Genomic DNA, 21,664 nt, shown 5'->3' with positions numbered 1-21,664 from the left:
GTGGGTGAAGTCCGCTTCGTCCATGTTCAATCCTTGGTTTGGAGTGCCGTTATGCTGCATAGAAAAGTTACTAAACGACCGGCCAGAAATGACGAAGTTCAGCGTTCACGTTGGGATTAGGTCGGCATCTGCGCGCTGAGGATGACATCCCGACGGACGGTTGAAGAAACGCTGTGGTGGACTTAATGGACTAAGGTGAGTCAATCGCCCATTCGATGGAGCCTGCATGAGTGACCCCTCCCGCGAACTGACGTTGCGCGCGCTGTTGACCGGCCTGCTGCTGGGGGCCGTGCTGACGCCTTCGAATATCTACTCGGGGCTCAAGATCGGCTGGTCGTTCAACATGTCGATCATCGCGCTGCTGGTCGGTTTCGCCTTCTGGCAGAGCCTGGCGCGAGTGCTGAGAAGGCCCGCCTGGACCCTGCACGAAAGCAACATCAACCAGACCACGGCCTCATCCGCGGCTTCGATCATTTCCAGCGGTTTGGTCGCGCCGATTCCTGCGTACACCTTGATCACCGGCCAGCAGTTCGACACCTTGCCGCTGGTGGCCTGGGTGTTCTCGGTCAGCTTTCTGGGCATCTGGGTCGCCTGGTACTTGCGGCCATCACTGATTATCGAAACGCAGCTGCGCTTTCCTGAAGGCATGGCGACCTTAGCCACCATGCAGCAGATCTACAGCCATGGCGCTGAGGCGGCGCGGCGCTTATGGGTGCTGGGCTCGGCTGCGCTGCTGGCGGCGTTAGCCAAGCTGGTGGACGGTCTGTGGTGGAGCGTGCCGCGCTGGGCTCCCAGTGCGCAGCTGGAGCGCTTGACGTTCAGCCTCGAACCGTCGCTGTTGCTGCTGGGCTTCGGCGGAATCATCGGCTTACGGGTTGGGTTGTCGTTGCTGCTCGGCGCGTTGATTGCCTGGGGCGTGCTGGCACCCTGGTTGTTGACGGAAGGTCTGGTGACGATCCCCGCGGGCGCCAGCGGGCCGCAATTCGGAGTGCTGATCGAGTGGCTGCTGTGGCCGGGAGTCAGCCTGATGGTCTGCGCTACGCTGATTTCACTCAGCCTGCGTTTTTTACGCGCCCGACGAGGCGCTGCAGCACAGCGCATGCGATTCGCTCGGCCCGCGCCACTGCCGGCGCTCGGGCTGGGCCTGGCGGCCATCCTGGTGATCGCCCTGCAGATGAGCCTGTTTGATATCCATCCACTCATGGCCGCGCTGTCGATCCCACTGGCGCTGGTGCTGGCCATGGTTGCGGCACGTGTCGTCGGCGCCACCGGGATACCGCCCATTGGTGCGATCGGGCAGCTGTCGCAGCTGAGTTTCGCTGCCATTGCGCCTGGTCAGGTGGCGATCAACCTGATGAGTGCCAACACTGCAGGCGGTGCTGCGGGTCAATGCACCGATCTGCTCAACGACTTCAAGGTCGGTCATGCAATCGGCGCGACCCCCTCGCGCCAGGTGGTCGCACAGTGCCTGGGTATTCTGGTCGGCAGCCTGGTAGGGGTACTCGTCTATCAACTGCTGATTCCTGATCCTCAGGCCATGCTGATCACCCCCGAGTGGCCAGCGCCCGCCGTGGCGACCTGGAAAGCCGTGGCGCAGGCGCTGACCGCAGGGCTCGGCTCGATCAGCCTGGACATCCGCTGGGCGATGTTGATCGGAGCACTGGTCGGCGTTGTGCTCGGCCTGCTCGAAGGCTCGGCGCCGGTCTGGCGGTTGCGCTGGTTACCCAGTTCGGCGGCGCTGGGGCTGGCATTCATCATTCCTGCCTCGATCTCGCTGATGATGGCGTTCGGCGCCGTGTTGGCCTGGCTGTTCGTGGCCCGCTGGGGCAGCCTGGCCGAACGTTGTGTGATCGTTGCCGCCGCCGGGTTAGTGGCCGGTGAAAGCATGGCTGGTATCGGGATTTCGTTGTGGCAGTTGTTGCGCTGAGTTTTGGTCAGGCGTCCTCGAGGCAGAATGGCGCGTGGACATCCGATGAACGGTCTGCTGCCAGCATGGCGACCAATGGCGGCAGGGCTACAACGCCCGCCACATCTGGGTTTCAGCGTTTTGAAAGATCCTGTCACGCGCTGGGGTGAAATTTATTTTCGTGGACAGTGCCGGAGTATGTGAACCCCTTGAAACTGGAGAGCGATCATGCAAACGACCAAGCTCGCCGCGCTGACTCTAGCCGGCCTTATGTCTACCGCTGTATTTGCCGCAGGCACAACGGACAACGAAGCCATTCATGACAAGGGCCGTTACGACGCGGATAGCAGCTCAATGAAGAGCGGCACTCACGACGGCAAAATGGGCGGCGCCCATGACGACACTATGATGGACGGCAAAACTACCGACGACACCGACCGCGAAGGCCTGACAACCGGTATGGGCACCACCGTTGACGGTGAGCCGGCAGGTCCGGGAACTGAAACAGGTACCAGTGTCGGCAACACGACCGCCACGGGAAGCAGTGCTACGGGCAACTGATATGCCTTCGCCGCTAGATGAAAAGCCCCGGCTTCGGACGGGGCTTTTTCTTGCGCAGCCGTTGGGCTCCCGCTGCCGCAGCTGATTGCGCCGGGACACCCCATGGCTTCTAATCGGGAGACGCTCATGGCTATACGCGTTTCGTTATTCGTTTCAACATTGATGGCTGCGTCGCTGACAATCGCCGCCGGCACCGGTCCCACGCACCCTGAGGAAGCCCGCGAACATCCACTGGACACGCGCGAGCCGCGGCAGGATGTAATCGAGAGCGGAGATGACAGCCAAGGCCAGCCGAGGCCCCCGACGCTGGAAGCACCGCCTGAGGTGCCACCCGTTACGCCTGATGAACGCCCATCGTCGCCGGATCGGCCGGACACACGTTCGGGCGAAAGCGACGATTCAGCCTCAGCCAGCTGAACAATCGTGCGAAACCGTGCAGCCATGCGGCAAAACGAAAACGGGAGGCCTAAGCCTCCCGTTCGATACTGCCAGTGCAGCGCTTAGAACAACACGCGGCTGCGGATGGTGCCGTTGACCTGCAGCAGTTTTTCCAGCGCCAGGTCGGAATAGTCCTTATCTACATCGATGACGACGTAGCCAACCTTCTCGTTGGTCTGTAGGAACTGGCCGCAGATATTGATGCCGTTGTCGGCGAACACCTTGTTGATCTCGCTCATCACGCCCGGGATGTTCTGGTGGATGTGTAGCAGGCGGTGCTTGCCGGGGTGCGATGGCAAGGCCACTTCCGGGAAGTTGACGGACGATACCGAGGTGCCGTTGTCGCTGTACTTGACCAGCTTTTCCGCCACTTCCAGGCCGATGTTGGCCTGTGCTTCGGCGGTCGAACCGCCGATATGTGGGGTCAGGATCACGCGATCCAGGCCACGCAGCGGGCTTTCGAACTCTTCATCGTTGGATTTGGGCTCGACCGGGAACACGTCGATGGCGGCGCCGATGAGGTGCTCGTCCTTGATCGCAGCGGCGAGGTGATCCAGCTCGACCACGGTGCCGCGCGCAGCGTTGATCAGGATTGCGCCTTTCTTCATGGCGCGGATTTCCTTCTCACCGATCATCCACTGAGTGGATGGCAGCTCGGGGACGTGCAGGGAGACGATGTCGCACATGCCCAACAGCTCATACAGTGAGCCGATCTGAGTGGCGTTGCCCAGCGGCAGCTTGGTCACCACGTCATAGAAGAAGACCTGCATGCCGAGGCCCTCGGCGAGCACCGACAGCTGCGTGCCGATGGAGCCGTAGCCGATGATGCCCAGCTTCTTGCCGCGAATTTCGAAGGAGTTGGCTGCCGACTTGATCCAGCCGCCGCGATGGCAGGACGCGTTCTTCTCCGGAATGCCCCGCAGTAGCAGGATGGCTTCGGCCAGCACCAGCTCGGCCACCGAGCGAGTGTTGGAGTACGGGGCGTTGAATACCGCAATGCCGCGCTCGCGGGCGGCATTGAGATCGACCTGGTTGGTGCCGATGCAGAAACAGCCGACAGCGATCAGTTTATTTGCTGCTTCGAATACGTCCTCGGTGAGCTGAGTGCGCGAACGAATCCCGATGAAATGGACGTCAGCGATCTTCTCTTTCAGCTCCGACTCGGTCAGCGCGGTCTTGAGATACTCGATGTTGGAGTAGCCGGCGGCCTTGAGGGTGTCGACAGCGTTCTGGTGCACGCCTTCGAGAAGAAGGAACTTGATCTTGCTCTTGTCGAGAGAGGTCTGGCTCATCTGCATTTAAACCTTAAGGCCGAAGGGTAGGACGAAGTGTCCAGCGAAGGCTGGCCGACCCGGTATCAGCGGTGTCGGGAGTCTGCCGAGGCACGTTTCAAAAGGGTGCGTATGCTAGCATACGCACCCCTCGAAACACCCATGTCCTGAGCTGAAGCGTACTCAGGGTGACCATGAATCGAATGAGAGTTCCCATGATGACCGACCCCGCCCTGATCGACGAGCTGAAGACCCTGGTCGAGCCTGGCAAGGTGCTGACCGATGCCGATTCGCTGAACACCTACGGCAAGGACTGGACCAAGCAGTACGCCCCGGCACCCTCGGCCATCGTGTTCCCGAAGACCATCGAGCAGGTGCAGGCTATCGTGCGCTGGGCCAACGAGCGAAAGATCGCTCTGGTGCCCTCGGGCGGCCGCACCGGCCTTTCCGCTGCCGCCGTGGCGGCCAATGGCGAGGTGGTGGTGTCGTTCGATTATATGAACCAGATTCTCGAATTCAACGAGATGGACCGCACCGCGGTCTGCCAGCCGGGCGTGGTCACCGCACAGCTGCAGCAGTTCGCCGAAGACAAGGGCCTGTATTACCCGGTGGACTTCGCCTCCGCAGGCTCCAGCCAGATCGGCGGCAACATTGGCACCAATGCCGGCGGGATCAAGGTGATTCGCTATGGCATGACCCGTAACTGGGTAGCGGGGCTTAAGGTCGTCACTGGCAAGGGCGACCTGCTCGAGCTGAACAGGGACCTGATCAAGAACGCCACCGGCTATGACCTGCGCCAGCTCTTCATCGGTGCCGAGGGCACACTGGGCTTCGTCGTCGAGGCGACGATGCGCCTGGAGCGCCAGCCAACCAATCTGACTGCGCTGGTGCTGGGCACGCCGGACTTCGACTCGATCATGCCGGTGCTGCACGCCTTTCAGGACAAGCTGGACCTGACCGCCTTCGAGTTCTTCTCCGACAAGGCACTGGCCAAGGTGCTCGGCCGCGGCGACGTGCCGGCACCGTTCGAAACCAGCTGCCCGTTCTACGCGCTGCTGGAATTCGAAGCCACCACCGATGAGCGCGCCGATCAGGCGCTGGCGACCTTCGAGCATTGCGTTGAGCAGGGCTGGGTACTCGATGGCGTGATGAGCCAGAGTGAGCAGCAACTGCAGAACCTGTGGAAGCTGCGCGAGTACATCTCCGAAACTATCAGCCACTGGACGCCGTACAAGAACGACATCTCCGTCACCATCGCCAAGGTGCCGGCCTTCCTCAAGGAAATCGACGCCATCGTCGGTGAGCACTACCCGGATTTCGAGATCGTCTGGTTCGGCCACATCGGCGACGGCAACCTGCACCTGAACATCCTCAAGCCGGATGCGATGGACAAGGACGAGTTCTTCGGCAAGTGCGCGACGGTGAACAAGTGGGTGTTCGAAACCGTACAGAAGTACAACGGTTCGATCTCTGCCGAACATGGCGTCGGCATGACCAAGCGTGACTACCTCGAGTACAGCCGTTCGCCGGTGGAAATCGAGTACATGAAGGCGGTCAAGGCAGCCTTCGATCCGAACGGCATCATGAATCCGGGCAAGATCTTCGCTGTTTGAGCAGACAGGAACTCTCCATGACCTACAAGCACCAGTACACCGACGGCACCACGATCCACTACCCGTTGGGCAAAGTCGTCTGCATCGGTCGTAACTACGCCGAGCACGCCAAAGAGCTGAACAACCCGGTGCCGACCGAGCCTCTGCTGTTCATCAAGGCCGGCAGCTGCACCGTGCCGCTGGACAGCGGCTTCAGTATTCCCTCTGACCGTGGTGCCGTGCACTACGAGGCGGAAATCGCCGTGCTGATCGGCAAGCCGTTGTCGCGCAAGCCGAACGAAGAAGAGGTTCGCGACGCGATCTCCGGGTTTGCCCCAGCCCTCGACCTGACCCTGCGCGACGTGCAGGCCAAACTGAAGGAAAAGGGCCATCCATGGGAAATCGCTAAAAGCTTTGACGGTGCCTGCGTGCTGGCTCCATTCGTGCCGGGCGATGCAGTGGAAGATCTGACTGACATCGGCGTGCGCCTGACCATCAACGGTGAGGTGCGTCAGGACGGCAACAGCAACCAGATGCTCAATGCCATCCTGCCGCTGCTGCAGCACATCGCCGGGCACTTCAGCCTGCAACCGGGCGACGTGGTGCTGACCGGCACGCCGGTGGGTGTTGGCCCCCTCCATCAGGGTGACGAACTGGTACTGGAACTGGTCGGGTTGTCTCGCTTCGAAAGTCGCGTGCTTTAACCCAGTATGGGCCGGGTACGTCTGACGTATCCGGCCTGCAGCGCTATATCCTCCCTGTGAAGGTCATGCTGTAATCGCACGCTCTACTTGGGTTTGCCTACATGCCTGACGCCGCCATCCGACCATCCCGCATCCGCCTGTTTCTGTACGTTTCCTTAGTCCTAACCATCGCGATGGCCTTGCTGGTCGGCTGGATGCTGCATTGGGACGACCAGCTGAAACTCTACTGGCAGGAGCAATACATCGATTCTCAAGAGCGCGCGGCGAGCATCTGGTTGCCAGACTATGAGCTGGCGTTGGAGACCAAATTGTTTGGCCTGGAAGACGACGAAACTTCTGGGCTGACCTGGAATGCTGCGACCGGGACGCTATTTACCGTCACCGGCCAAAACCCGCAGCTCGTGGAGTTTTCCCCTGGCGGCGTCGTGCTGCGGCGCATCACCCTGACCGGATTCTCTGATCCTGAAGCGGTCGAAGCGCTGGATGACGGGCGACTCGGTATCGTCGACGAGCGGCGTCGGCTGGTTGCAGTGTTTCGGCTGGCGCCAGGGGTGGAAAGTCTCGATCTTGATGATCTCGCAACCTATGACTTGGGTTTCAACGGTGCAGGTAATAAAGGCTTTGAAGGGCTGGCCTGGAATCCGCGCACCAAACGCATGCTGTTGGCCAAGGAGCGCGATCCGCAGGGATTGTTCGAGCTGCCTTTTCCCGGAGAGGACGGTGCCGCCGGCATCCTCGAGGCCTGGCCCGAGCAGCCGTTGCTGGTGCGTGATATCTCATCGGTGACCATCGACCCGCGCACCGGCCACACCCTGATGCTGTCCGATGAATCGCGCCTGCTGGTCGAACTCGACCAGCGAGGCCGGCCGCTCAGCTTCATCAGACTGCTCGGCGGCCTCAACGGCTTAGTGGAGGGAATAGACCAGGCCGAGGGTGTCGCCATGGACGGGCAGGGGAATATCTATGTCGTCGCGGAGCCGAACCGCTTCTATGTTTTCAGTCGTAGGCGCTGACCTTCGATTTGGATCGCCCCGATCGCTGTCACTTAACGTGATCAGCGACGAAGGCTTGCAGTACTTCATGTGGTTGGAGGTCGGTGCGTGGACCGAGCTCGCCGGTGCCAACAACCAAATAGTCAACGCTTGAGGGTCTGAACACCGTCTTTGGTGCCTAGCAGCAGAATGTCGGCCGGGCGTGCAGCGAACAGCCCGTTGGTGACCACGCCGACGATGTTGTTGATCTGCGCTTCCACATCCGGGGCGAAGCCGATCATGAGGTTGTGCACGACCAGAATGACGTTGCCGTTGTCGGTCACCACGCCCTCACGGTAGACCGGATCTCCACCCAGCCTGACCAATTCACGCGCCACGTGGCTGCGGGCCATCGGTATCACTTCGACCGGCAGGGGAAACTCGCCGAGGCGTTCGACCAGCTTGCTGCCGTCGGCGATGCAGATGAAGGTGCGCGCCACTGCGGCGACGATCTTTTCCCGGGTCAGGGCTGCGCCGCCGCCCTTGATCAGTTCCAGATGGCTGTTGGTCTCGTCGGCGCCGTCGACGTAGAACTCCAGGTCCGATACCGAATTCAGGTCGTAAACCGGGATGCCGTGGCCTTTCAGACGCTCGGCGGTTGCGTCGGAACTGGCTACCGCGCCGTCGAAGAAGCCTTTGTGCTTGGCCAGCAGATCGATGAAGAAATTGGCGGTGGAACCGGTGCCAACGCCGACGATGCTGCGGTCGGTGAGCTGCGGCACGATGAGGTCGACAGCGGCCTGGGCGACAGCCTGCTTGAGTTGATCCTGAGTCATGGCGTAAAGGTCCGGGGCGGTGAGTGAGTCGAAGGGTGGGAGTATAGCGGGGGCTCCGCGGCGGGTCTTGCCTGCTTAGGCTGTACTGCTGTTTTACGCGCCGATTGACGGTGGTCGCAGGGTTTTTCGCAGAGTAGACTCGTCTGCCCCGCAAGGCCCGCCAAGATAGCTCACGATGCTCGAACAGTACGTCAAGAAGATCCTCACCTCGCGCGTCTATGACGTTGCGGTGGAAACCCCGTTGCAGCCTGCCCGCCAGCTTTCCGAGCGGCTGGGTAACCAGATTCTGCTCAAGCGCGAGGATCTGCAGCCGGTGTTCTCGTTCAAGATTCGCGGTGCCTATAACAAGCTGGTGCAGCTGTCACCCGAGGAGCTGGCGCGCGGCGTGGTCACCGCATCGGCCGGCAACCATGCCCAGGGCCTGGCCTTGGCGGCCCGCGAGCTGGGTATCAAGGCGACCATCGTCATGCCGCGTACCACGCCGGAACTGAAGGTGCAGGGCGTGCGTGCGCGCGGCGGCAAGGTGGTGCTACACGGGGACGCTTTTCCCGAGGCGCTGGCCTACTCGCTGCGGCTGGTCGAGGAGAAGGGCTACGTCTATATCCACCCTTACGACGATCCTCACGTCATTGCCGGGCAGGGCACCGTGGCGATGGAAATTCTTCGCCAGCATCAGGGCCAGCTGGACGCGATCTTCGTGCCAGTGGGCGGCGGCGGGCTGATCGCGGGCGTGGCCGCGTACATCAAATATTTGCGCCCCGAGATCAAGGTCATCGGCGTGGAGCCGGATGATTCCAACTGCCTGCAGCAGGCGATGGCGGCCGGCGAGCGCGTGGTGCTGCCGCAGGTGGGCTTGTTCGCCGACGGGGTGGCGGTGGCGCAGATCGGTCAGTACACCTTCGATATCTGCCGGCACCATGTCGACGAAGTGATCACGGTCAGTACCGACGAGATCTGTGCGGCCATCAAGGACATCTACGACGACACCCGCTCGATCACCGAGCCGGCCGGTGCCCTGGCGGTGGCCGGGATCAAGCGCTACGTCGAGCGTGACGGGGTCGAGAACCAGGTACTGGTGGGCATCGATTCAGGGGCTAACGTCAATTTCGACCGCCTGCGTCACGTCGCCGAGCGGGCCGAGCTGGGCGAGAAGCGCGAAGCGATCATTGCAGTGACCATCCCCGAGGAGCCGGGCAGCTTCAAGGCCTTTTGCGAGGCCATCGGCAAGCGCCAGATCACCGAGTTCAACTACCGCTACCACCAGGATCGCGAAGCGCACATCTTCGTCGGCGTGCAGACGCATCCGGAAAACGATCCGCGTGCGGCGCTGGTAGAAGGGTTGCGCGCCAAGGGTTTCCCGGTACTCGATCTCACCGACAATGAGCTGGCCAAGCTGCACACACGTCATATGGTCGGCGGACATGCGTCCGGCGTCAGCGACGAGGTGGTTTACCGCTTTGAATTCCCGGAGCGTCCGGGCGCGCTGTTCAACTTTCTTAACAACCTCGGCGGGCGCTGGAATATTTCGATGTTCCACTACCGCAACCATGGTGCTGCTGACGGTCGAGTGGTGGCCGGCTTGCAAGTACCCGCCGAGGACCGTCACTTGTTGCCGGCCGCGCTGGACAAGATCGGCTACCGCTACTGGGACGAGACAGACAACCCGGCCTACCAACTGTTTCTCGGCTGACCAGCCGTACCGCGAGGATTGATGGAACACTATCAACTGCTGAACATTACCCATGCCGCGCTGGCAATCCTGCTCACGCTCGGGCTGGTCGCCCACATTGTCATGCTCTGGAAAGCCTCGCGGCGGGGGGATTCCACCGTGTTGCAGAAAAAACTGCGGCGGACCCGGCTGATGTCGCTGCCGTTGCTCGCCGTGCTTGGATTGCTGCTGCCGGTGACAGGCTGGTGGCTGGCCCATCTGGCAGGCTTACCGCTCGGCCAGCTGTGGCTGCTGGTCAGTTCGGTGCTATTTCTGATCCTCGTACCGCTCACCTTGTTACTCGGTGGCCGGTTGCGCGCCTGGCAAGCGTTGGGCGATACCCCAGCGCCCGCGCGCCTGCCACGCTTTGCGCTGGTTTACGCTGGGCTGATCTTGCTGATTCTGATCGCCATCATGGGGTTGATGGGCGCCAAGCCGGTCTAGTCTGCGGCCGCCACTCAGCGCAGGCTGATGATGCTCCAGCCGCGCTGCTGAGCGATATCGCGAAGGGTGGGGTCGGGGTCGACGGCGACTGGATGGCTGACCCGCTCGAGCAGTGGCAGGTCGTTGCGCGAGTCGCTGTAGAAATAGCTGTCATCCAGGCTCTGGTCATTTTCCATCAGCCAACGTTCGATTCGTGTCACCTTGCCTTCCTGAAAGCACGGCACATCGGTCAGCCGACCGGTGTATCGCCCCTCCTGCATCTCGCATTCGGTGGCCAGCAGGGTATCGACGCCCAGCCGTTTGGCGATAGGCCCGGTAATGAAGCGGTTGGTTGCGGTGATGATCACCACCCGGTCACCGGCGTCATGATGCTGGCGGACCAGTGCCTCGCCTTTCGCCAGCACGATGGGTTCGATGTGGTCGCGCATGAACTCAGCATGCCATTGCTGAAGCTGCGGCATCTCGCTGCGCCCAAGCAGTTCCTGGCAGAAGTTCTGATACTCCAGCACATCCAGCGCGCCGGCCAGGTAATCCTGATAAAAAGCATCGTTGCGGGCGCGATAGGCCTCGGCGTCGACCAGTCCGCGCTGGCAGAGAAATTCGCCCCAGGCGTGGTCGCTGTCACCGGCCAGGAGGGTGTTGTCGAGATCGAATAGAGCCAGGCGCACGCTGCGTTCCTCGGGCGATGAAGGGAGGCGAAGCATAGCGGGATCGCTCGATAGATGGCAGATGCCAAGCACTTCGATGGAGCGCCGCTTCTGGTTGATCAATGGCTCCCATGCGCGCTTTCTGCTTTTCACGTTTTTGTGGAACAATGCCGCGACATGCGTTTGCGAGGTTGTTGCCGTGATCGACTCCGATGGTTTTCGCCCCAATGTCGGCATCATCCTGACCAATGATGTCGGGCAGGTGTTGTGGGCTCGGCGGATTAATCAGGATGCCTGGCAATTTCCGCAAGGCGGAATCAATCCACGCGAGACGCCGGAAGAGGCCCTCTACCGCGAACTCAACGAAGAAGTCGGCTTGGAACAGCAGGATGTGAAAATCCTTGCTTGCACCCGCGGCTGGTTGCGCTATCGCTTGCCGCAGCGCCTGGTGCGTACTCACAGCCAGCCGCTGTGCATCGGTCAGAAACAGAAGTGGTTTTTGCTGCGCCTCACCGGCGCCGAGGACCGGGTGCGCATGGATCTGACTGGCAAGCCAGAATTCGACGGTTGGCGCTGGGTCAGTTACTGGTACCCGCTGGGCCAGGTGGTCACCTTCAAGCGCGAGGTTTACCGTCGCGCCTTAAAAGAACTCGCCCCGCGCCTCTTGGCGCGGGATTGACGGGAGAAAGCCCCTGAGCATGCTCGGCACGCTTCGCAAGATCGTCCAGGAAGTCAATGCCGCCAAGGACCTCACGGCGGCGTTGGGCATCATCGTGCTGAGAGTTCGGGAGGCCATGGGCAGCCAAGTCTGCTCGGTCTACCTGCTCGATCCGGAATCCGGACGCTTCGTGCTCATGGCCACCGAAGGTCTGAACAAGAAAGCCATCGGCAAGGTCAGCATGGCGCCTAACGAAGGTCTGGTCGGTCTAGTTGGCACCCGCGAGGAGCCGCTGAACCTGGAGCATGCCTCCGAGCACCCGCGCTATCGCTACTTTGCCGAGACCGGTGAAGAGCGCTACGCCTCTTTTCTCGGCGCACCGATCATCCACCACCGGCGGGTGATGGGCGTACTGGTCATCCAGCAGAAAGAGCAGCGCCTGTTCGACGAAGGCGAGGAAGCCTTCCTGGTTACGATGAGCGCGCAGCTCGCCGGGGTAATCGCCCACGCCGAGGCAACCGGCTCGATCCGCGGCCTCGGCCGGCAGGGCAAAGGCATTCAGGAAACCCGTTTCATCGGTATTCCGGGTGCGCCCGGGGCGGCGGTGGGTACGGCAGTCGTCGTGCTGCCTCCGGCTGATCTGGACGTCGTGCCCGACAAGGCTATCGATAACATTCCAGCCGAGCTCGAGCTGTTCGAAGCTGCGCTCGCGGCTGTACGTGCCGACATGCGTGCCTTGTCCGACAAGCTTGCTACGCAGATGCGCAAGGAAGAGCGCGCACTGTTCGACGTCTACCTGATGATGCTCGACGACTCTGCCCTAGGTGGCGAGGTGTCCAAGGTCATTCGCACCGGCCAGTGGGCGCAAGGCGCGTTACGCCAAGTCGTTGCCGACCATGTGGGTCGCTTCGAGATGATGGACGACGCCTACCTACGTGAGCGCGCCTCCGACGTCAAAGACATCGGTCGCCGTCTGCTCAGCTATCTGCAGCAGGCCCGGCAGCAGACGCTGACCTACCCGGACAACACTATCCTCGTCAGTGAAGAACTGTCTCCGGCGATGCTCGGCGAAGTGCCTGAAGGCAAGCTGATGGGCATGGTGTCGGTGCTCGGATCGAGCAACTCGCATGTGGCGATCCTGGCCCGGGCAATGGGCATTCCGACGGTCATGGGGGCGGTCGACCTGCCGTACTCGAAGGTCGACGGCATCGAGCTGATCATCGACGGCACCCGTGGCGAGATCATCACCAATCCTGCCAAGGTGCTGCGCGAGCAGTATCTGGTTCTGGCCGAGCAGGAACGGCAGCTGTCCGAAGGGCTCGACGTGCTGCGCGAGTTGCCGTGCGAGACCACCGATGGTTTGCGTATTCCGCTATGGGTGAACACCGGCCTGCTCGCCGATGTGGTGCGCGCCCAGGAGCGCGGCGCCGAAGGCGTCGGCCTGTATCGCACCGAAGTGCCCTTTATGATCAAGGAGCGCTTCCCCAGCGAGAAGGAGCAGATGGCGATTTATCGCGAACAGCTCCAGGCCTTCCATCCGCTGCCGGTGACTATGCGCAGTCTCGATATTGGCGGTGACAAAAGCCTGCCGTACTTCCCGATCAAGGAAGAAAATCCGTTCCTCGGCTGGCGCGGCATCCGCGTTACCTTGGATCACCCCGAGATTTTCCTGCTGCAGACCCGCGCCATGCTCAAGGCCAGCGCCGGGCTGAACAACCTGCGCATTCTGCTGCCGATGATTTCCGGCACGCGCGAGCTGGAAGAGGCGCTGCACCTGATCCACCGCGCCTGGGGCGAGGTGCGTGACGAAGGCACCGACGTCGAAATGCCGCCGGTGGGGGTGATGATCGAAGTGCCGGCTGCGGTCTATCTGACCCGCGAACTGGCGCGTCAGGTGGACTTCCTCTCGGTGGGGTCCAATGACCTGACCCAATACCTGCTGGCGGTCGACCGCAACAACCCGCGTGTGGCCGATCTCTATGATTACCTGCATCCGGCAGTGCTCGAGGCCTTGCAGCGCGTCGTCCGTGAAGCCCACGGCGAAGGCAAGCCGGTCAGCATCTGCGGTGAGATGGCAGGTGACCCCGGTGCGGCCATCCTGCTGCTGGCGATGGGGTTCGACAGCCTGTCAATGAACGCCACCAACCTGCCGAAGGTGAAGTGGATGCTGCGTCAGATCAGCTCGGTCACGGCGCGCGAGCTGCTGGCCAAGGTCATGGTCATGGACAGCCCTCAGGTGATCCATGCCACCGTGCAGTTGACCCTGCGCAACCTGGGGCTGGATCGCATGCTCAACCCGTCGGCGGCGCTCTAGATCGGATCCGAGCGCCCCTCCTGGCTGGATGAATGCACGTCGATGCGGCGTTGATCCAGCACCCCAGCCGGTCCGAAGCGGCGCTCGGTGATATGTGCGGAGCCGTCCGCGCGGCGGATCAATACTGTGCTGGCGCGGGTGCCGTAGTCAGCGCTTGATATGAATACGCTGGACAGCTTCTTCTCCCATTCGTAGGGCACGCCGGTGCTTGGCATCTCGCCGTCTGCGGCGGGTTGGGGGTCGCTTAACACCTGCAACAGGGTGTCCACCTCCGGTGCATCGGTACAAGCCTGCAACGCGGCGCGGGCGCGAACGAGCTTCGGCCAGGGTGTATCCAGCGCTGCGTTCGACAAGCCGTAGACACCGGCCGACAACCGTTCCGGTGTGGCGGACTTTGAATTCAGGTACCACAACTCACGCGCATCCCCAACCAGCAGATTGAAGCCCGAGTAATGCTCGAGGTGGCCAGTCAATTTGCTCAGGTAGGCCTGGGGCGACAGATCACTGCGCAGATAGCGCTCGGGCAGTTCGCCTCGTGAGCGCGCACCGGCTGGGGTACCCGGTGCGCGGATGTTGGTCAGTGCGGCGAAGCGTCCCGCTGCACTGATTCCCATCCAGGTCCCGCCCGCCAGGAGGTCGCGCCCAGCTACGATTTCTGGCGCGTCGTCCCAGTGGCCCAGCGGCAGGCTGGGACGCGCATGAAATTCGTCACGGTTGGCCGCGACGATGAGCGGCAATGCGTGGCTCGGGCGCCAGGCGAATACGATTAGGCACATGGTCAGGCTCAGCTGGGTGCGAGAGGCGAAAGCTTGAAGCCAAGCCGCCCGGCTCGGCAACCCGCTTTCAGCTTCCGGGCAGTTTTTCCGCTAACATGCTGCTTTGTTTTGGTCAGGATGGCCCGATGGAGTTCGCGCTTTACCTGCTGCTCGGCGGGTTTGCTGGTTTGCTGGCCGGGCTGTTCGGTGTAGGCGGTGGGATGATCATCGTCCCGGTGCTTGTTTTCAGCTTCACTCTCCAGGGTTTCGATCCGTTGGTGCTGACCCATCTGGCCGTCGGCACGTCGCTGGCGAGCATCGTTTTTACTTCGCTGAACTCGATCAGAGCTCATCATCTCAAAGGTGCAGTGCTCTGGCCCGTGGTGCTATGGATGACCCTTGGCATTCTGTTTGGCGCTGCCTTGGGCAGTCTCACGGCGGCTGCGATTCAAGGACCGCTACTGCAGAAAATCATCGGGGTCTTCGCCATCGCTGTGTCCGTTCAGATGGCGTTTTCGCTTCAGCCCAAGGCCAGCCGAGGCGTGCCCGGTAAGCCGGCGCTCACGCTGGTTGGTGTCGTGGTTGGCTGGGCGTCGGCGATCTTCGGAATCGGTGGAGGTTCTTTAACGGTGCCCTTTCTCAGCTGGCGCAGCGTGCCCATTCAAAAGGCGGTGGCGACGTCCGCCGCATGCGGCCTGCCGATTGCCATCGTCGGCGCGTTGAGTTTCGCAGTGGTCGGCTGGCAGGACCCGCATCTCCCGGCTTGGAGCTTTGGATTCGTTTATTTCCCAGCGGTGCTGGGCATCGCGATCACCAGTATGTTTTTTGCCCGTATCGGGGCGCAACTGGCCCATCGGCTGTCGGCGCTGATGCTGAGGCGCCTGTTTGCGCTGTTGTTGTTGGGCGTTGGTATCAATTTCTTGATTTGAGGAAACCCGGATGCTGCCTTATCCGCAGATAGACCCTGTGGCCGTTTCGCTAGGCCCGCTGCAAATCCACTGGTATGGCCTGATGTACCTGATCGGCATAGGCGGGGCCTGGCTGCTGGCGTCCCGCCGCCTGCACCGCTTCGATCCCAGCTGGGACAAGGACAAACTCTCTGACCTGGTGTTCTGGGTGGCGATGGGCGTGATCGTTGGCGGGCGGCTGGGTTATGTGCTGTTCTACGATCTGGCGTCCTATATCAACGAGCCAACGCTTATCTTCCAGGTCTGGAAGGGGGGCATGTCGTTTCACGGGGGCTTGCTTGGCGTGCTGCTGTGCACCTGGATTTTCGCCCGGCGCAACGGCAAGAAGTTCTTCGAGCTGATGGACTTCATCGCGCCTTTCGTGCCGATCGGGCTGGGGGCTGGGCGCATCGGCAACTTCATCAATGCTGAGCTGTGGGGCAAGGCGACCGATGTGCCCTGGGCCATGGTCTTTCCCACCGACCCGCAGCAGCTGGCGCGGCATCCCTCGCAGCTCTATCAGTTCGCCCTGGAAGGCGTGGCGTTGTTCGTCATTCTCTGGATCTACTCGAGCAAGCCACGACCGACCATGGCAGTCTCCGGCTTGTTTGCCGTCTGCTATGGCATCTTCCGTTTCATCGTTGAATTTGTGCGCGTACCCGATGCGCAGCTCGGCTACTTGGCGTTCGGTTGGCTGACCATGGGGCAGGTCCTGTGCGTGCCGATGATCCTGATCGGCCTCGGCATGATTGCCTGGGGCTACCGCCACGAGCCGGCCAAGGCATCAGCCTGAGTTGCAAGGCCCGGCTTGTCGCATAAACGCGACAAGCCGAGCGCCAAACTTTTACTATCTGCAGGATCTCTTCCACAGCGCCACGGCGCCCGCTTCGAGCCCATCGATGAAACAGTATCTCGACCTGATGCGCCATGTGCGCGAGCACGGCACCTTCAAGAGCGATCGCACTGGCACCGGCACCTACAGCGTGTTCGGCCATCAGATGCGCTTCGACCTGAGCGAAGGCTTTCCGCTGGTGACCACCAAGAAATGCCACCTCAAATCCATCATTCACGAGCTGCTGTGGTTCCTGCAGGGTGACACCAACATCAAGTACCTGCAGGAAAACGGGGTGCGTATCTGGGACGAGTGGGCCGACGAGAATGGCGAGCTCGGCCCGGTCTACGGTTACCAATGGCGCAGCTGGCCGGCCCCCAACGGCGGGTCGGTCGACCAGATCAGCAAGCTGGTGGAGATGATCAAGAAGAACCCGGATTCGCGACGCCTGATCGTTTCAGCCTGGAACCCTGCGCTGGTCGACGAGATGGCCCTGCCGCCGTGCCACGCGTTGTTCCAGTTCTATGTTGCGAACGGCAAGCTCAGCTGCCAGCTGTACCAACGTTCAGCCGACATCTTCCTCGGTGTGCCCTTCAACATCGCCAGCTATGCGCTGCTGACGCTGATGGTGGCTCAGGTCTGCGACCTGCAGCCGGGGGAGTTCATCTGGAGCGGTGGGGATTGCCACCTCTATGCAAACCACCTGGAACAGGCCGACCTGCAGCTAACCCGCGAACCGCTACCGCCGCCGACGATGAAGCTCAATCCCGACGTGAAGGACCTGTTCGCCTTCCGCTTCGAGGATTTCGAGCTGGTAGGGTACGAGGCCCATCCGCACATCAAGGCGCCCGTCGCCGTCTGAATGTCTCGCCGCTCTCGGCATGTGAGGGGCGCTATGGATTACTGCTCGCCGAGATAGCGCGTCTGCACGTCTAGCCAGCGCGTGCTGTTGGTGATGTCCAGAATCGCTTGGCTCAGCGGCTCCCGGTAGGGGCTGCCAGCGGGCACTGCAAAGGCGTAGGACTGTTGCTCGAAGGTGCCGGGCAGCAGCCGCAAGCCTTTGCCCAGCAACTCGGTGTTGCGGAACTGCAGGATGGGCTGGTCATACACCACCGCCTCTGCTTCTCCTTCGAGCACGGCTTTAATGGCTTGGCTCACATCAGGGAACGCGGTGGCTCGGATGCGGTGCTCTTGCAGGTAGCCTGCGCTTACGGTGCCGTCCACTGTCGCAACGTGTGCGCTGCGCAGATCGTCCGGACCTTGCAGGCCGCTCTGCAGGCTGCCGACCGTTAAGGTGCTGGTCACGGCTGCAGTGAAGGTCGACACCATGATCAATGCCGCGAACATCCAGACGATTGCAATCAGCCGACCGCCGAGAGTCACGGGTGCCTTGTCGCCGTAGCCGACCGTGGTCATGGTGACCGCCGCCCACCAGAAGCTGTTACCGAGCCCTTCAACCGAGCTGCCGCCGAACTGCTCGCGGTTGCGCTGGCGCTCGAACAGCCAGAGCAGCGCGCCGACCAGTAGCAGCAACGCACCCAGGCCCAGCACCAGGCTTGCGAATTGCCAGGAGAACAGCGCACGGACGGCGCCCCAGCCGGCACCCTGTTGATCCTGGGGAACGCCAATTGCCAGTCCGGTGCGATTGAACGGGTGCGTGAAGTCCACCAGTGCCTCGCGCTCGGCAGTCATGGTCAGGGCACCGACCACCACATCCAGCCGATCGTCCTGCAGGCCCGGTAGCAGCTGGTCGAACGGCAAAGGTCGCAGCTCGTAGCGATAACCTTCCTGCTCTGCGATCGCCTCCCACAAGTCAATGCTGATACCGCTCCAACTGCCATCGGCCTCCTGGATGACGAAGGGTGGGACCTCCGTGATGCCTACACGCAGCACGTCGCCTTGTGATTGGGCGGCGGCCTGCTGGCTCAATAAGGCGAACAGCAAAGCGATCAGAAACCTCGGCACAGGTCTTTCCTCGTTGTCGTAATGCGCCAAGGGTAGCAAAGCTGAACGGTGGGCCTGCGGCGCCTTCGGTCCATGAAAAGTCGCCAGAGTGCCATCTGCGTTGTATAGACTCCGGTGAAACCATGATCAGAGGACGGAGCATGCGACGGGTCGTATTCAACCAAAAGGGTGGTGTTGGCAAGTCCAGCATTGCCTGCAACCTGGCGGCAGTCAGCGCAGCGCAAGGTTATCGCACGCTGTTGATCGACCTGGATGCGCAGGCCAATTCCAGCCATTACCTCACCGGCCTCACCGGCGACGAACTGCCAACGGGCATCGCCGATTACTTCAAGCAGATCCTGGCGGGAGGGCCGGCGGGCAAGAAGGCTCGCCCACCGATCACGGAAACCCGTTTCGAAAACCTGCACCTGATTACCGCCACCGCAGAACTGGCCGATCTGCAACCCAAGCTCGAAGCCAAGCACAAGATCAACAAGCTGCGCAAACTGCTGGAAAGTCTTTCCGAAGAATACGAACGTATCTATCTGGATACGCCACCGGCCCTGAATTTCTTTACCCTATCGGCCTTGATAGCTGCGGACCGCTGCCTGATTCCATTCGACTGCGACAGCTTCTCCCGTCAGGCGCTGTATAGCCTGCTCGACGAAATCGAGGAGCTGCAGGAAGACCATAACGAAGCGCTGCGTGTCGAAGGCATCGTCGTCAACCAATTCCAGCCGCGCGCGGCCCTGCCGCAACAGATGATCGACGAACTGCTGGCTGAGGGGTTACCCGTACTTCCGGTGCACCTGATGAGTTCGGTACGCATGCGCGAGTCGCATCAGGTCTGCACGCCGCTGATCCACCTCGACCCGCGGCACAAGCTGACGCAGCAGTTCGTCGAGCTGCACACCTACCTGGAAAATGCGGGCTGATCGAATGAGCGCGCTTCGTGTTCACTCAATGCGGCGGACGATACGCGTAGCGTAAAGCCGTAAAGCGCGCCACTCAGGCTAGCTGACATAACGGTGGCGCCCCGGCTTGTGTCACGCAGGCGGTTGGACTGGGGGCGCGCATGTCGCCCGCCTTGGGCGGTCAATGAGAGATCAACACATCGCAGGGCGGCAGGTCGAGGTATTGCCGAGTCAGGCTGCCGAGCAGCGCGTTGCTGATTTCACCACGGCTGTGGCTCCCCAGTGCGAGAAGTTGCGGTTGCAGCGCGGCGATGGCCGAATCGAGGCAACTATTGCGCTCACCGTGGAGAAGGTTCGAATGAAGTCGCGCGCCGGAATTGTCCAGACCCGCTTGAAGGTCGCTGAGCAACTGATCGAACAGTTCGCGCTGCAATGCCAGGTCGGGCTCGCTCGGCTGATCAAGGTCCGGCATTTCGTAGATGTTCAGTGCGGTCAGATCGCTGGCAGCCGGCAATAGTTGCCACGCAGCCTGCAGCGCGCGGCTGGCGCAGCTGGAGTAATCCAGCGCGGCGAGCGCTTGTGAATAGGGCGCTGCCGGTGCGACAGCCAGAAGCAGCGGTGCGGTGCAGCTCTGCAGCACTTGCTCCAGTGTGGTGCCAGCAAATCCTTGCGGAGATTGGCGGTGGTGGCGGCCCATCACCAGCAGATCGGTTTCCAGCCCAGCGGCCTGGGTAAGAATTTCTTCAGCGGCGCGGCCCTTACGAATCCAGGGCTGCAGCTGGGCGAGGCCGTGGCGCTCAAGCGTTGTCTGCAGATAGCTCTGTGCATTTCGCTGCTCCGCTGCCCCTGGGTTGCCGGTCAGAACGTGTAAGACGCTCAGTCGTGCCCCGGTCTGCTGCGCCAACTGTGCGGCGCGGCCCAGGGCCAGGTCGGCATCGGGACTGAGATCGTGGGCGACAAGAATGTGCTGAACCATGAAGGCCTCGCGTTTTGCTGGGCGAAATACCTGCAGTATGCCGGCCAGATCCAGGCGTTGTCCTGATCGGGAGCAGGCAGCAGCCGTGCGTACAGTAGGAGGCTGGCCGCTGCTTTGATCTGGAACGCTTTTTTCGTCGGGCTGCTAACGCTATGCTGGCGGCCATTCAAGCAGGAGCGAGTGATGAGCAAGGTCAGTGTGCTGGTGGTGGATGACGCGCCCTTCATTCGGGATCTGATCAAGAAGGGGTTGCGCAGCCACTTCCCGGGGATTCGTATCGAGGACGCTGTGAACGGGCGCAAGGCCCAGCAGATGCTCGATCGGGATTCGTTCGACCTCATTCTTTGTGATTGGGAAATGCCGGAAATGTCCGGCCTTGAACTGCTGACCTGGTGCCGTGCCCAGGAAAAGCTCAAGACCACCCCGTTCATCATGGTCACCAGCCGTGGCGACAAGGAGAACGTGGTCCAGGCGATCCAATCAGGTGTGTCCGATTTCATCGGCAAGCCATTCTCCAACGAACAGTTGACTACCAAGGTACGCAAGGCGCTCGGACGGGCCGGCAAGCTCGACGCGTTGGCCGCCAGCGCACCGGCACGGCCGACCAATACCGGAATGGCGAACGATTCCCTGGCTGCGCTGACGGGCGGTAAAGCTGAAGTTGTCAAACCGGCTTCTGCGCCGGTCGCCTCGCCGGCACCCGGGTTCGCCGCGCCGCTCGCTCAGCCGGGCGCAGCCAAACCGACTGCGGCCAGCGGCGGCCGCGGCCAGGGCCAGTTGCGTTTGCCGAGCGGAACGCTTGCCTGTGTAATCAAGGCCCTCAGCCTCAAAGAGGGGCTGCTGGTGGTCAAGCGCGGCGAGACGCTGCCGCAAGTGCTAGAAAGTGCCGTGCTTGATCTGGAGCAGGGCGAAGGCGGCGAGGTGGCCCGCCTCAACGGTTACCTTCACGCCGTCGCGGCGCTGGAGCCGAAGCCGGACAGTGAATGGTTGCAGCTGACCTTCCGCTTCGTCGATCGTGATCCGCAGAAGCTCGATTATCTGTCACGCCTCATCGCCCGCGGGACAGCACAACGGCACTTCGTCCCAGGCGCCTGAATAGAGACGAGCACCGCTTAGGTCTGCAAATAGAAGCTCCGGTCATCTGAAATTTGCAGTGCCGCCGGAACAATTTCACAGGCCGACGGTCGGTGGCTCGCGTGCGCACCGTTGCGCTGCTAGTCTGCAGCCCTCTTACTACATAACCCTA

At 61.7% G+C, this 21,664-nt stretch carries 20 protein-coding genes; 14 read left to right on the top strand and 6 right to left on the bottom strand.

The window, feature by feature from the left end; translation table 11 throughout:
- The first annotated feature begins 226 nt into the window (after positions 1 to 226).
- Together RT21_RS12805 and RT21_RS12800 are read left to right on the top strand one after the other, a co-directional pair.
- Positions 227 to 1,927, top strand: coding sequence for an OPT family oligopeptide transporter (locus RT21_RS12805; RefSeq protein WP_046163013.1), 1,701 nt, complete (start codon positions 227 to 229; stop codon positions 1,925 to 1,927).
- Between the two features lie 207 nt (positions 1,928 to 2,134).
- Positions 2,135 to 2,467 (top strand): hypothetical protein, encoded by a 333-nt coding sequence (locus RT21_RS12800; protein WP_052724748.1) that lies wholly within the window; start codon positions 2,135 to 2,137, stop codon positions 2,465 to 2,467.
- 500 nt (positions 2,468 to 2,967) lie between these two features.
- Here the strand turns inward: RT21_RS12800 and serA are convergent, their stop codons facing one another.
- On the bottom strand, positions 2,968 to 4,197 hold the full coding sequence (gene serA / locus RT21_RS12790) for a phosphoglycerate dehydrogenase (protein ID WP_045432294.1): 1,230 nt from the start codon (positions 4,195 to 4,197) through the stop codon (positions 2,968 to 2,970).
- Positions 4,198 to 4,394: 197 nt separating this feature from the next.
- Between serA and RT21_RS12785 the strand changes: the two genes are divergently transcribed.
- The 3 genes from RT21_RS12785 to RT21_RS12775 all read left to right on the top strand — a co-directional run bounded on the left by RT21_RS12785 (position 4,395) and on the right by RT21_RS12775 (position 7,485).
- The gene (locus tag RT21_RS12785; protein ID WP_045432291.1) at positions 4,395 to 5,789 is read left to right on the top strand and encodes an FAD-binding oxidoreductase; all 1,395 of its coding nucleotides are present in this window, start codon (positions 4,395 to 4,397) and stop codon (positions 5,787 to 5,789) included.
- 17 nt (positions 5,790 to 5,806) lie between these two features.
- Positions 5,807 to 6,472, top strand: a complete 666-nt coding sequence (locus tag RT21_RS12780) for a fumarylacetoacetate hydrolase family protein (protein ID WP_046163012.1) — start codon at positions 5,807 to 5,809, stop codon at positions 6,470 to 6,472.
- Positions 6,473 to 6,573: 101 nt separating this feature from the next.
- Entirely contained in the window at positions 6,574 to 7,485 is a 912-nt protein-coding gene (locus tag RT21_RS12775) for an SdiA-regulated domain-containing protein (RefSeq protein ID WP_046163011.1), read from the top strand.
- A gap of 122 nt (positions 7,486 to 7,607) precedes the next feature.
- Here the strand turns inward: RT21_RS12775 and rpiA are convergent, their stop codons facing one another.
- On the bottom strand, positions 7,608 to 8,279 hold the full coding sequence (gene rpiA, locus RT21_RS12770) for a ribose-5-phosphate isomerase RpiA (protein WP_046163010.1): 672 nt from the start codon (positions 8,277 to 8,279) through the stop codon (positions 7,608 to 7,610).
- 175 nt (positions 8,280 to 8,454) lie between these two features.
- Between rpiA and ilvA the strand changes: the two genes are divergently transcribed.
- Both ilvA and RT21_RS12760 read left to right on the top strand, forming a co-directional pair.
- Positions 8,455 to 9,969, top strand: a complete 1,515-nt coding sequence (gene ilvA / locus RT21_RS12765; RefSeq protein ID WP_046163009.1) for a threonine ammonia-lyase, biosynthetic — start codon at positions 8,455 to 8,457, stop codon at positions 9,967 to 9,969.
- Positions 9,970 to 9,990: 21 nt separating this feature from the next.
- On the top strand, positions 9,991 to 10,431 hold the full coding sequence (locus RT21_RS12760) for a DUF2269 family protein (RefSeq protein ID WP_046163008.1): 441 nt from the start codon (positions 9,991 to 9,993) through the stop codon (positions 10,429 to 10,431).
- A gap of 14 nt (positions 10,432 to 10,445) precedes the next feature.
- On the opposite strand, the gene RT21_RS12755 is transcribed toward RT21_RS12760, so the two are convergent.
- Positions 10,446 to 11,099, bottom strand: coding sequence for a histidinol-phosphatase (locus tag RT21_RS12755; RefSeq protein WP_046163062.1), 654 nt, complete (start codon positions 11,097 to 11,099; stop codon positions 10,446 to 10,448).
- A 178-nt stretch (positions 11,100 to 11,277) separates the two neighbouring features.
- Here RT21_RS12755 and RT21_RS12750 point away from each other — a divergent pair, with 178 nt between their 5' ends.
- Both RT21_RS12750 and ptsP read left to right on the top strand, forming a co-directional pair.
- Entirely contained in the window at positions 11,278 to 11,757 is a 480-nt protein-coding gene (locus RT21_RS12750; RefSeq protein WP_045432287.1) for an RNA pyrophosphohydrolase, read from the top strand.
- A gap of 19 nt (positions 11,758 to 11,776) precedes the next feature.
- Entirely contained in the window at positions 11,777 to 14,050 is a 2,274-nt protein-coding gene (gene ptsP, locus RT21_RS12745; RefSeq protein ID WP_046163007.1) for a phosphoenolpyruvate--protein phosphotransferase, read from the top strand.
- Here ptsP and RT21_RS12740 read toward each other — a convergent pair.
- Positions 14,047 to 14,826, bottom strand: a complete 780-nt coding sequence (locus tag RT21_RS12740) for an NRDE family protein (RefSeq protein ID WP_046163061.1) — start codon at positions 14,824 to 14,826, stop codon at positions 14,047 to 14,049. The genes ptsP and RT21_RS12740 overlap by 4 nt on opposite strands.
- A gap of 125 nt (positions 14,827 to 14,951) precedes the next feature.
- Here RT21_RS12740 and RT21_RS12735 point away from each other — a divergent pair, with 125 nt between their 5' ends.
- The 3 genes from RT21_RS12735 to RT21_RS12725 all read left to right on the top strand — a co-directional run bounded on the left by RT21_RS12735 (position 14,952) and on the right by RT21_RS12725 (position 17,446).
- The gene (locus tag RT21_RS12735; RefSeq protein WP_046163006.1) at positions 14,952 to 15,734 is read left to right on the top strand and encodes a sulfite exporter TauE/SafE family protein; all 783 of its coding nucleotides are present in this window, start codon (positions 14,952 to 14,954) and stop codon (positions 15,732 to 15,734) included.
- A 10-nt stretch (positions 15,735 to 15,744) separates the two neighbouring features.
- Entirely contained in the window at positions 15,745 to 16,545 is an 801-nt protein-coding gene (gene lgt, locus RT21_RS12730; protein ID WP_046163005.1) for a prolipoprotein diacylglyceryl transferase, read from the top strand.
- A gap of 106 nt (positions 16,546 to 16,651) precedes the next feature.
- Positions 16,652 to 17,446, top strand: coding sequence for a thymidylate synthase (locus tag RT21_RS12725; protein WP_046163004.1), 795 nt, complete (start codon positions 16,652 to 16,654; stop codon positions 17,444 to 17,446).
- Between the two features lie 38 nt (positions 17,447 to 17,484).
- On the opposite strand, the gene RT21_RS12720 is transcribed toward RT21_RS12725, so the two are convergent.
- Positions 17,485 to 18,549, bottom strand: coding sequence for a transporter substrate-binding domain-containing protein (locus RT21_RS12720; RefSeq protein WP_046163003.1), 1,065 nt, complete (start codon positions 18,547 to 18,549; stop codon positions 17,485 to 17,487).
- A gap of 140 nt (positions 18,550 to 18,689) precedes the next feature.
- Between RT21_RS12720 and RT21_RS12715 the strand changes: the two genes are divergently transcribed.
- Positions 18,690 to 19,463 carry a ParA family protein gene (locus RT21_RS12715; protein ID WP_045431229.1) on the top strand — a complete coding sequence of 258 codons (774 nt, stop codon included), beginning with the start codon at positions 18,690 to 18,692 and terminating at the stop codon, positions 19,461 to 19,463.
- 160 nt (positions 19,464 to 19,623) lie between these two features.
- On the opposite strand, the gene RT21_RS12710 is transcribed toward RT21_RS12715, so the two are convergent.
- Positions 19,624 to 20,418 carry a universal stress protein gene (locus tag RT21_RS12710; protein WP_046163002.1) on the bottom strand — a complete coding sequence of 265 codons (795 nt, stop codon included), beginning with the start codon at positions 20,416 to 20,418 and terminating at the stop codon, positions 19,624 to 19,626.
- 183 nt (positions 20,419 to 20,601) lie between these two features.
- Between RT21_RS12710 and RT21_RS12705 the strand changes: the two genes are divergently transcribed.
- Positions 20,602 to 21,513, top strand: a complete 912-nt coding sequence (locus RT21_RS12705) for a response regulator (protein ID WP_046163001.1) — start codon at positions 20,602 to 20,604, stop codon at positions 21,511 to 21,513.
- Positions 21,514 to 21,664 lie beyond the last annotated feature (151 nt).

Source organism: Pseudomonas sp. 10B238 (assembly GCF_000970615.1).
GTDB lineage: Bacteria > Pseudomonadota > Gammaproteobacteria > Pseudomonadales > Pseudomonadaceae > Stutzerimonas.
Note: the sequence above shows the minus strand (reverse complement) of the source record. Positions and strands in the feature narration are given on the sequence as shown.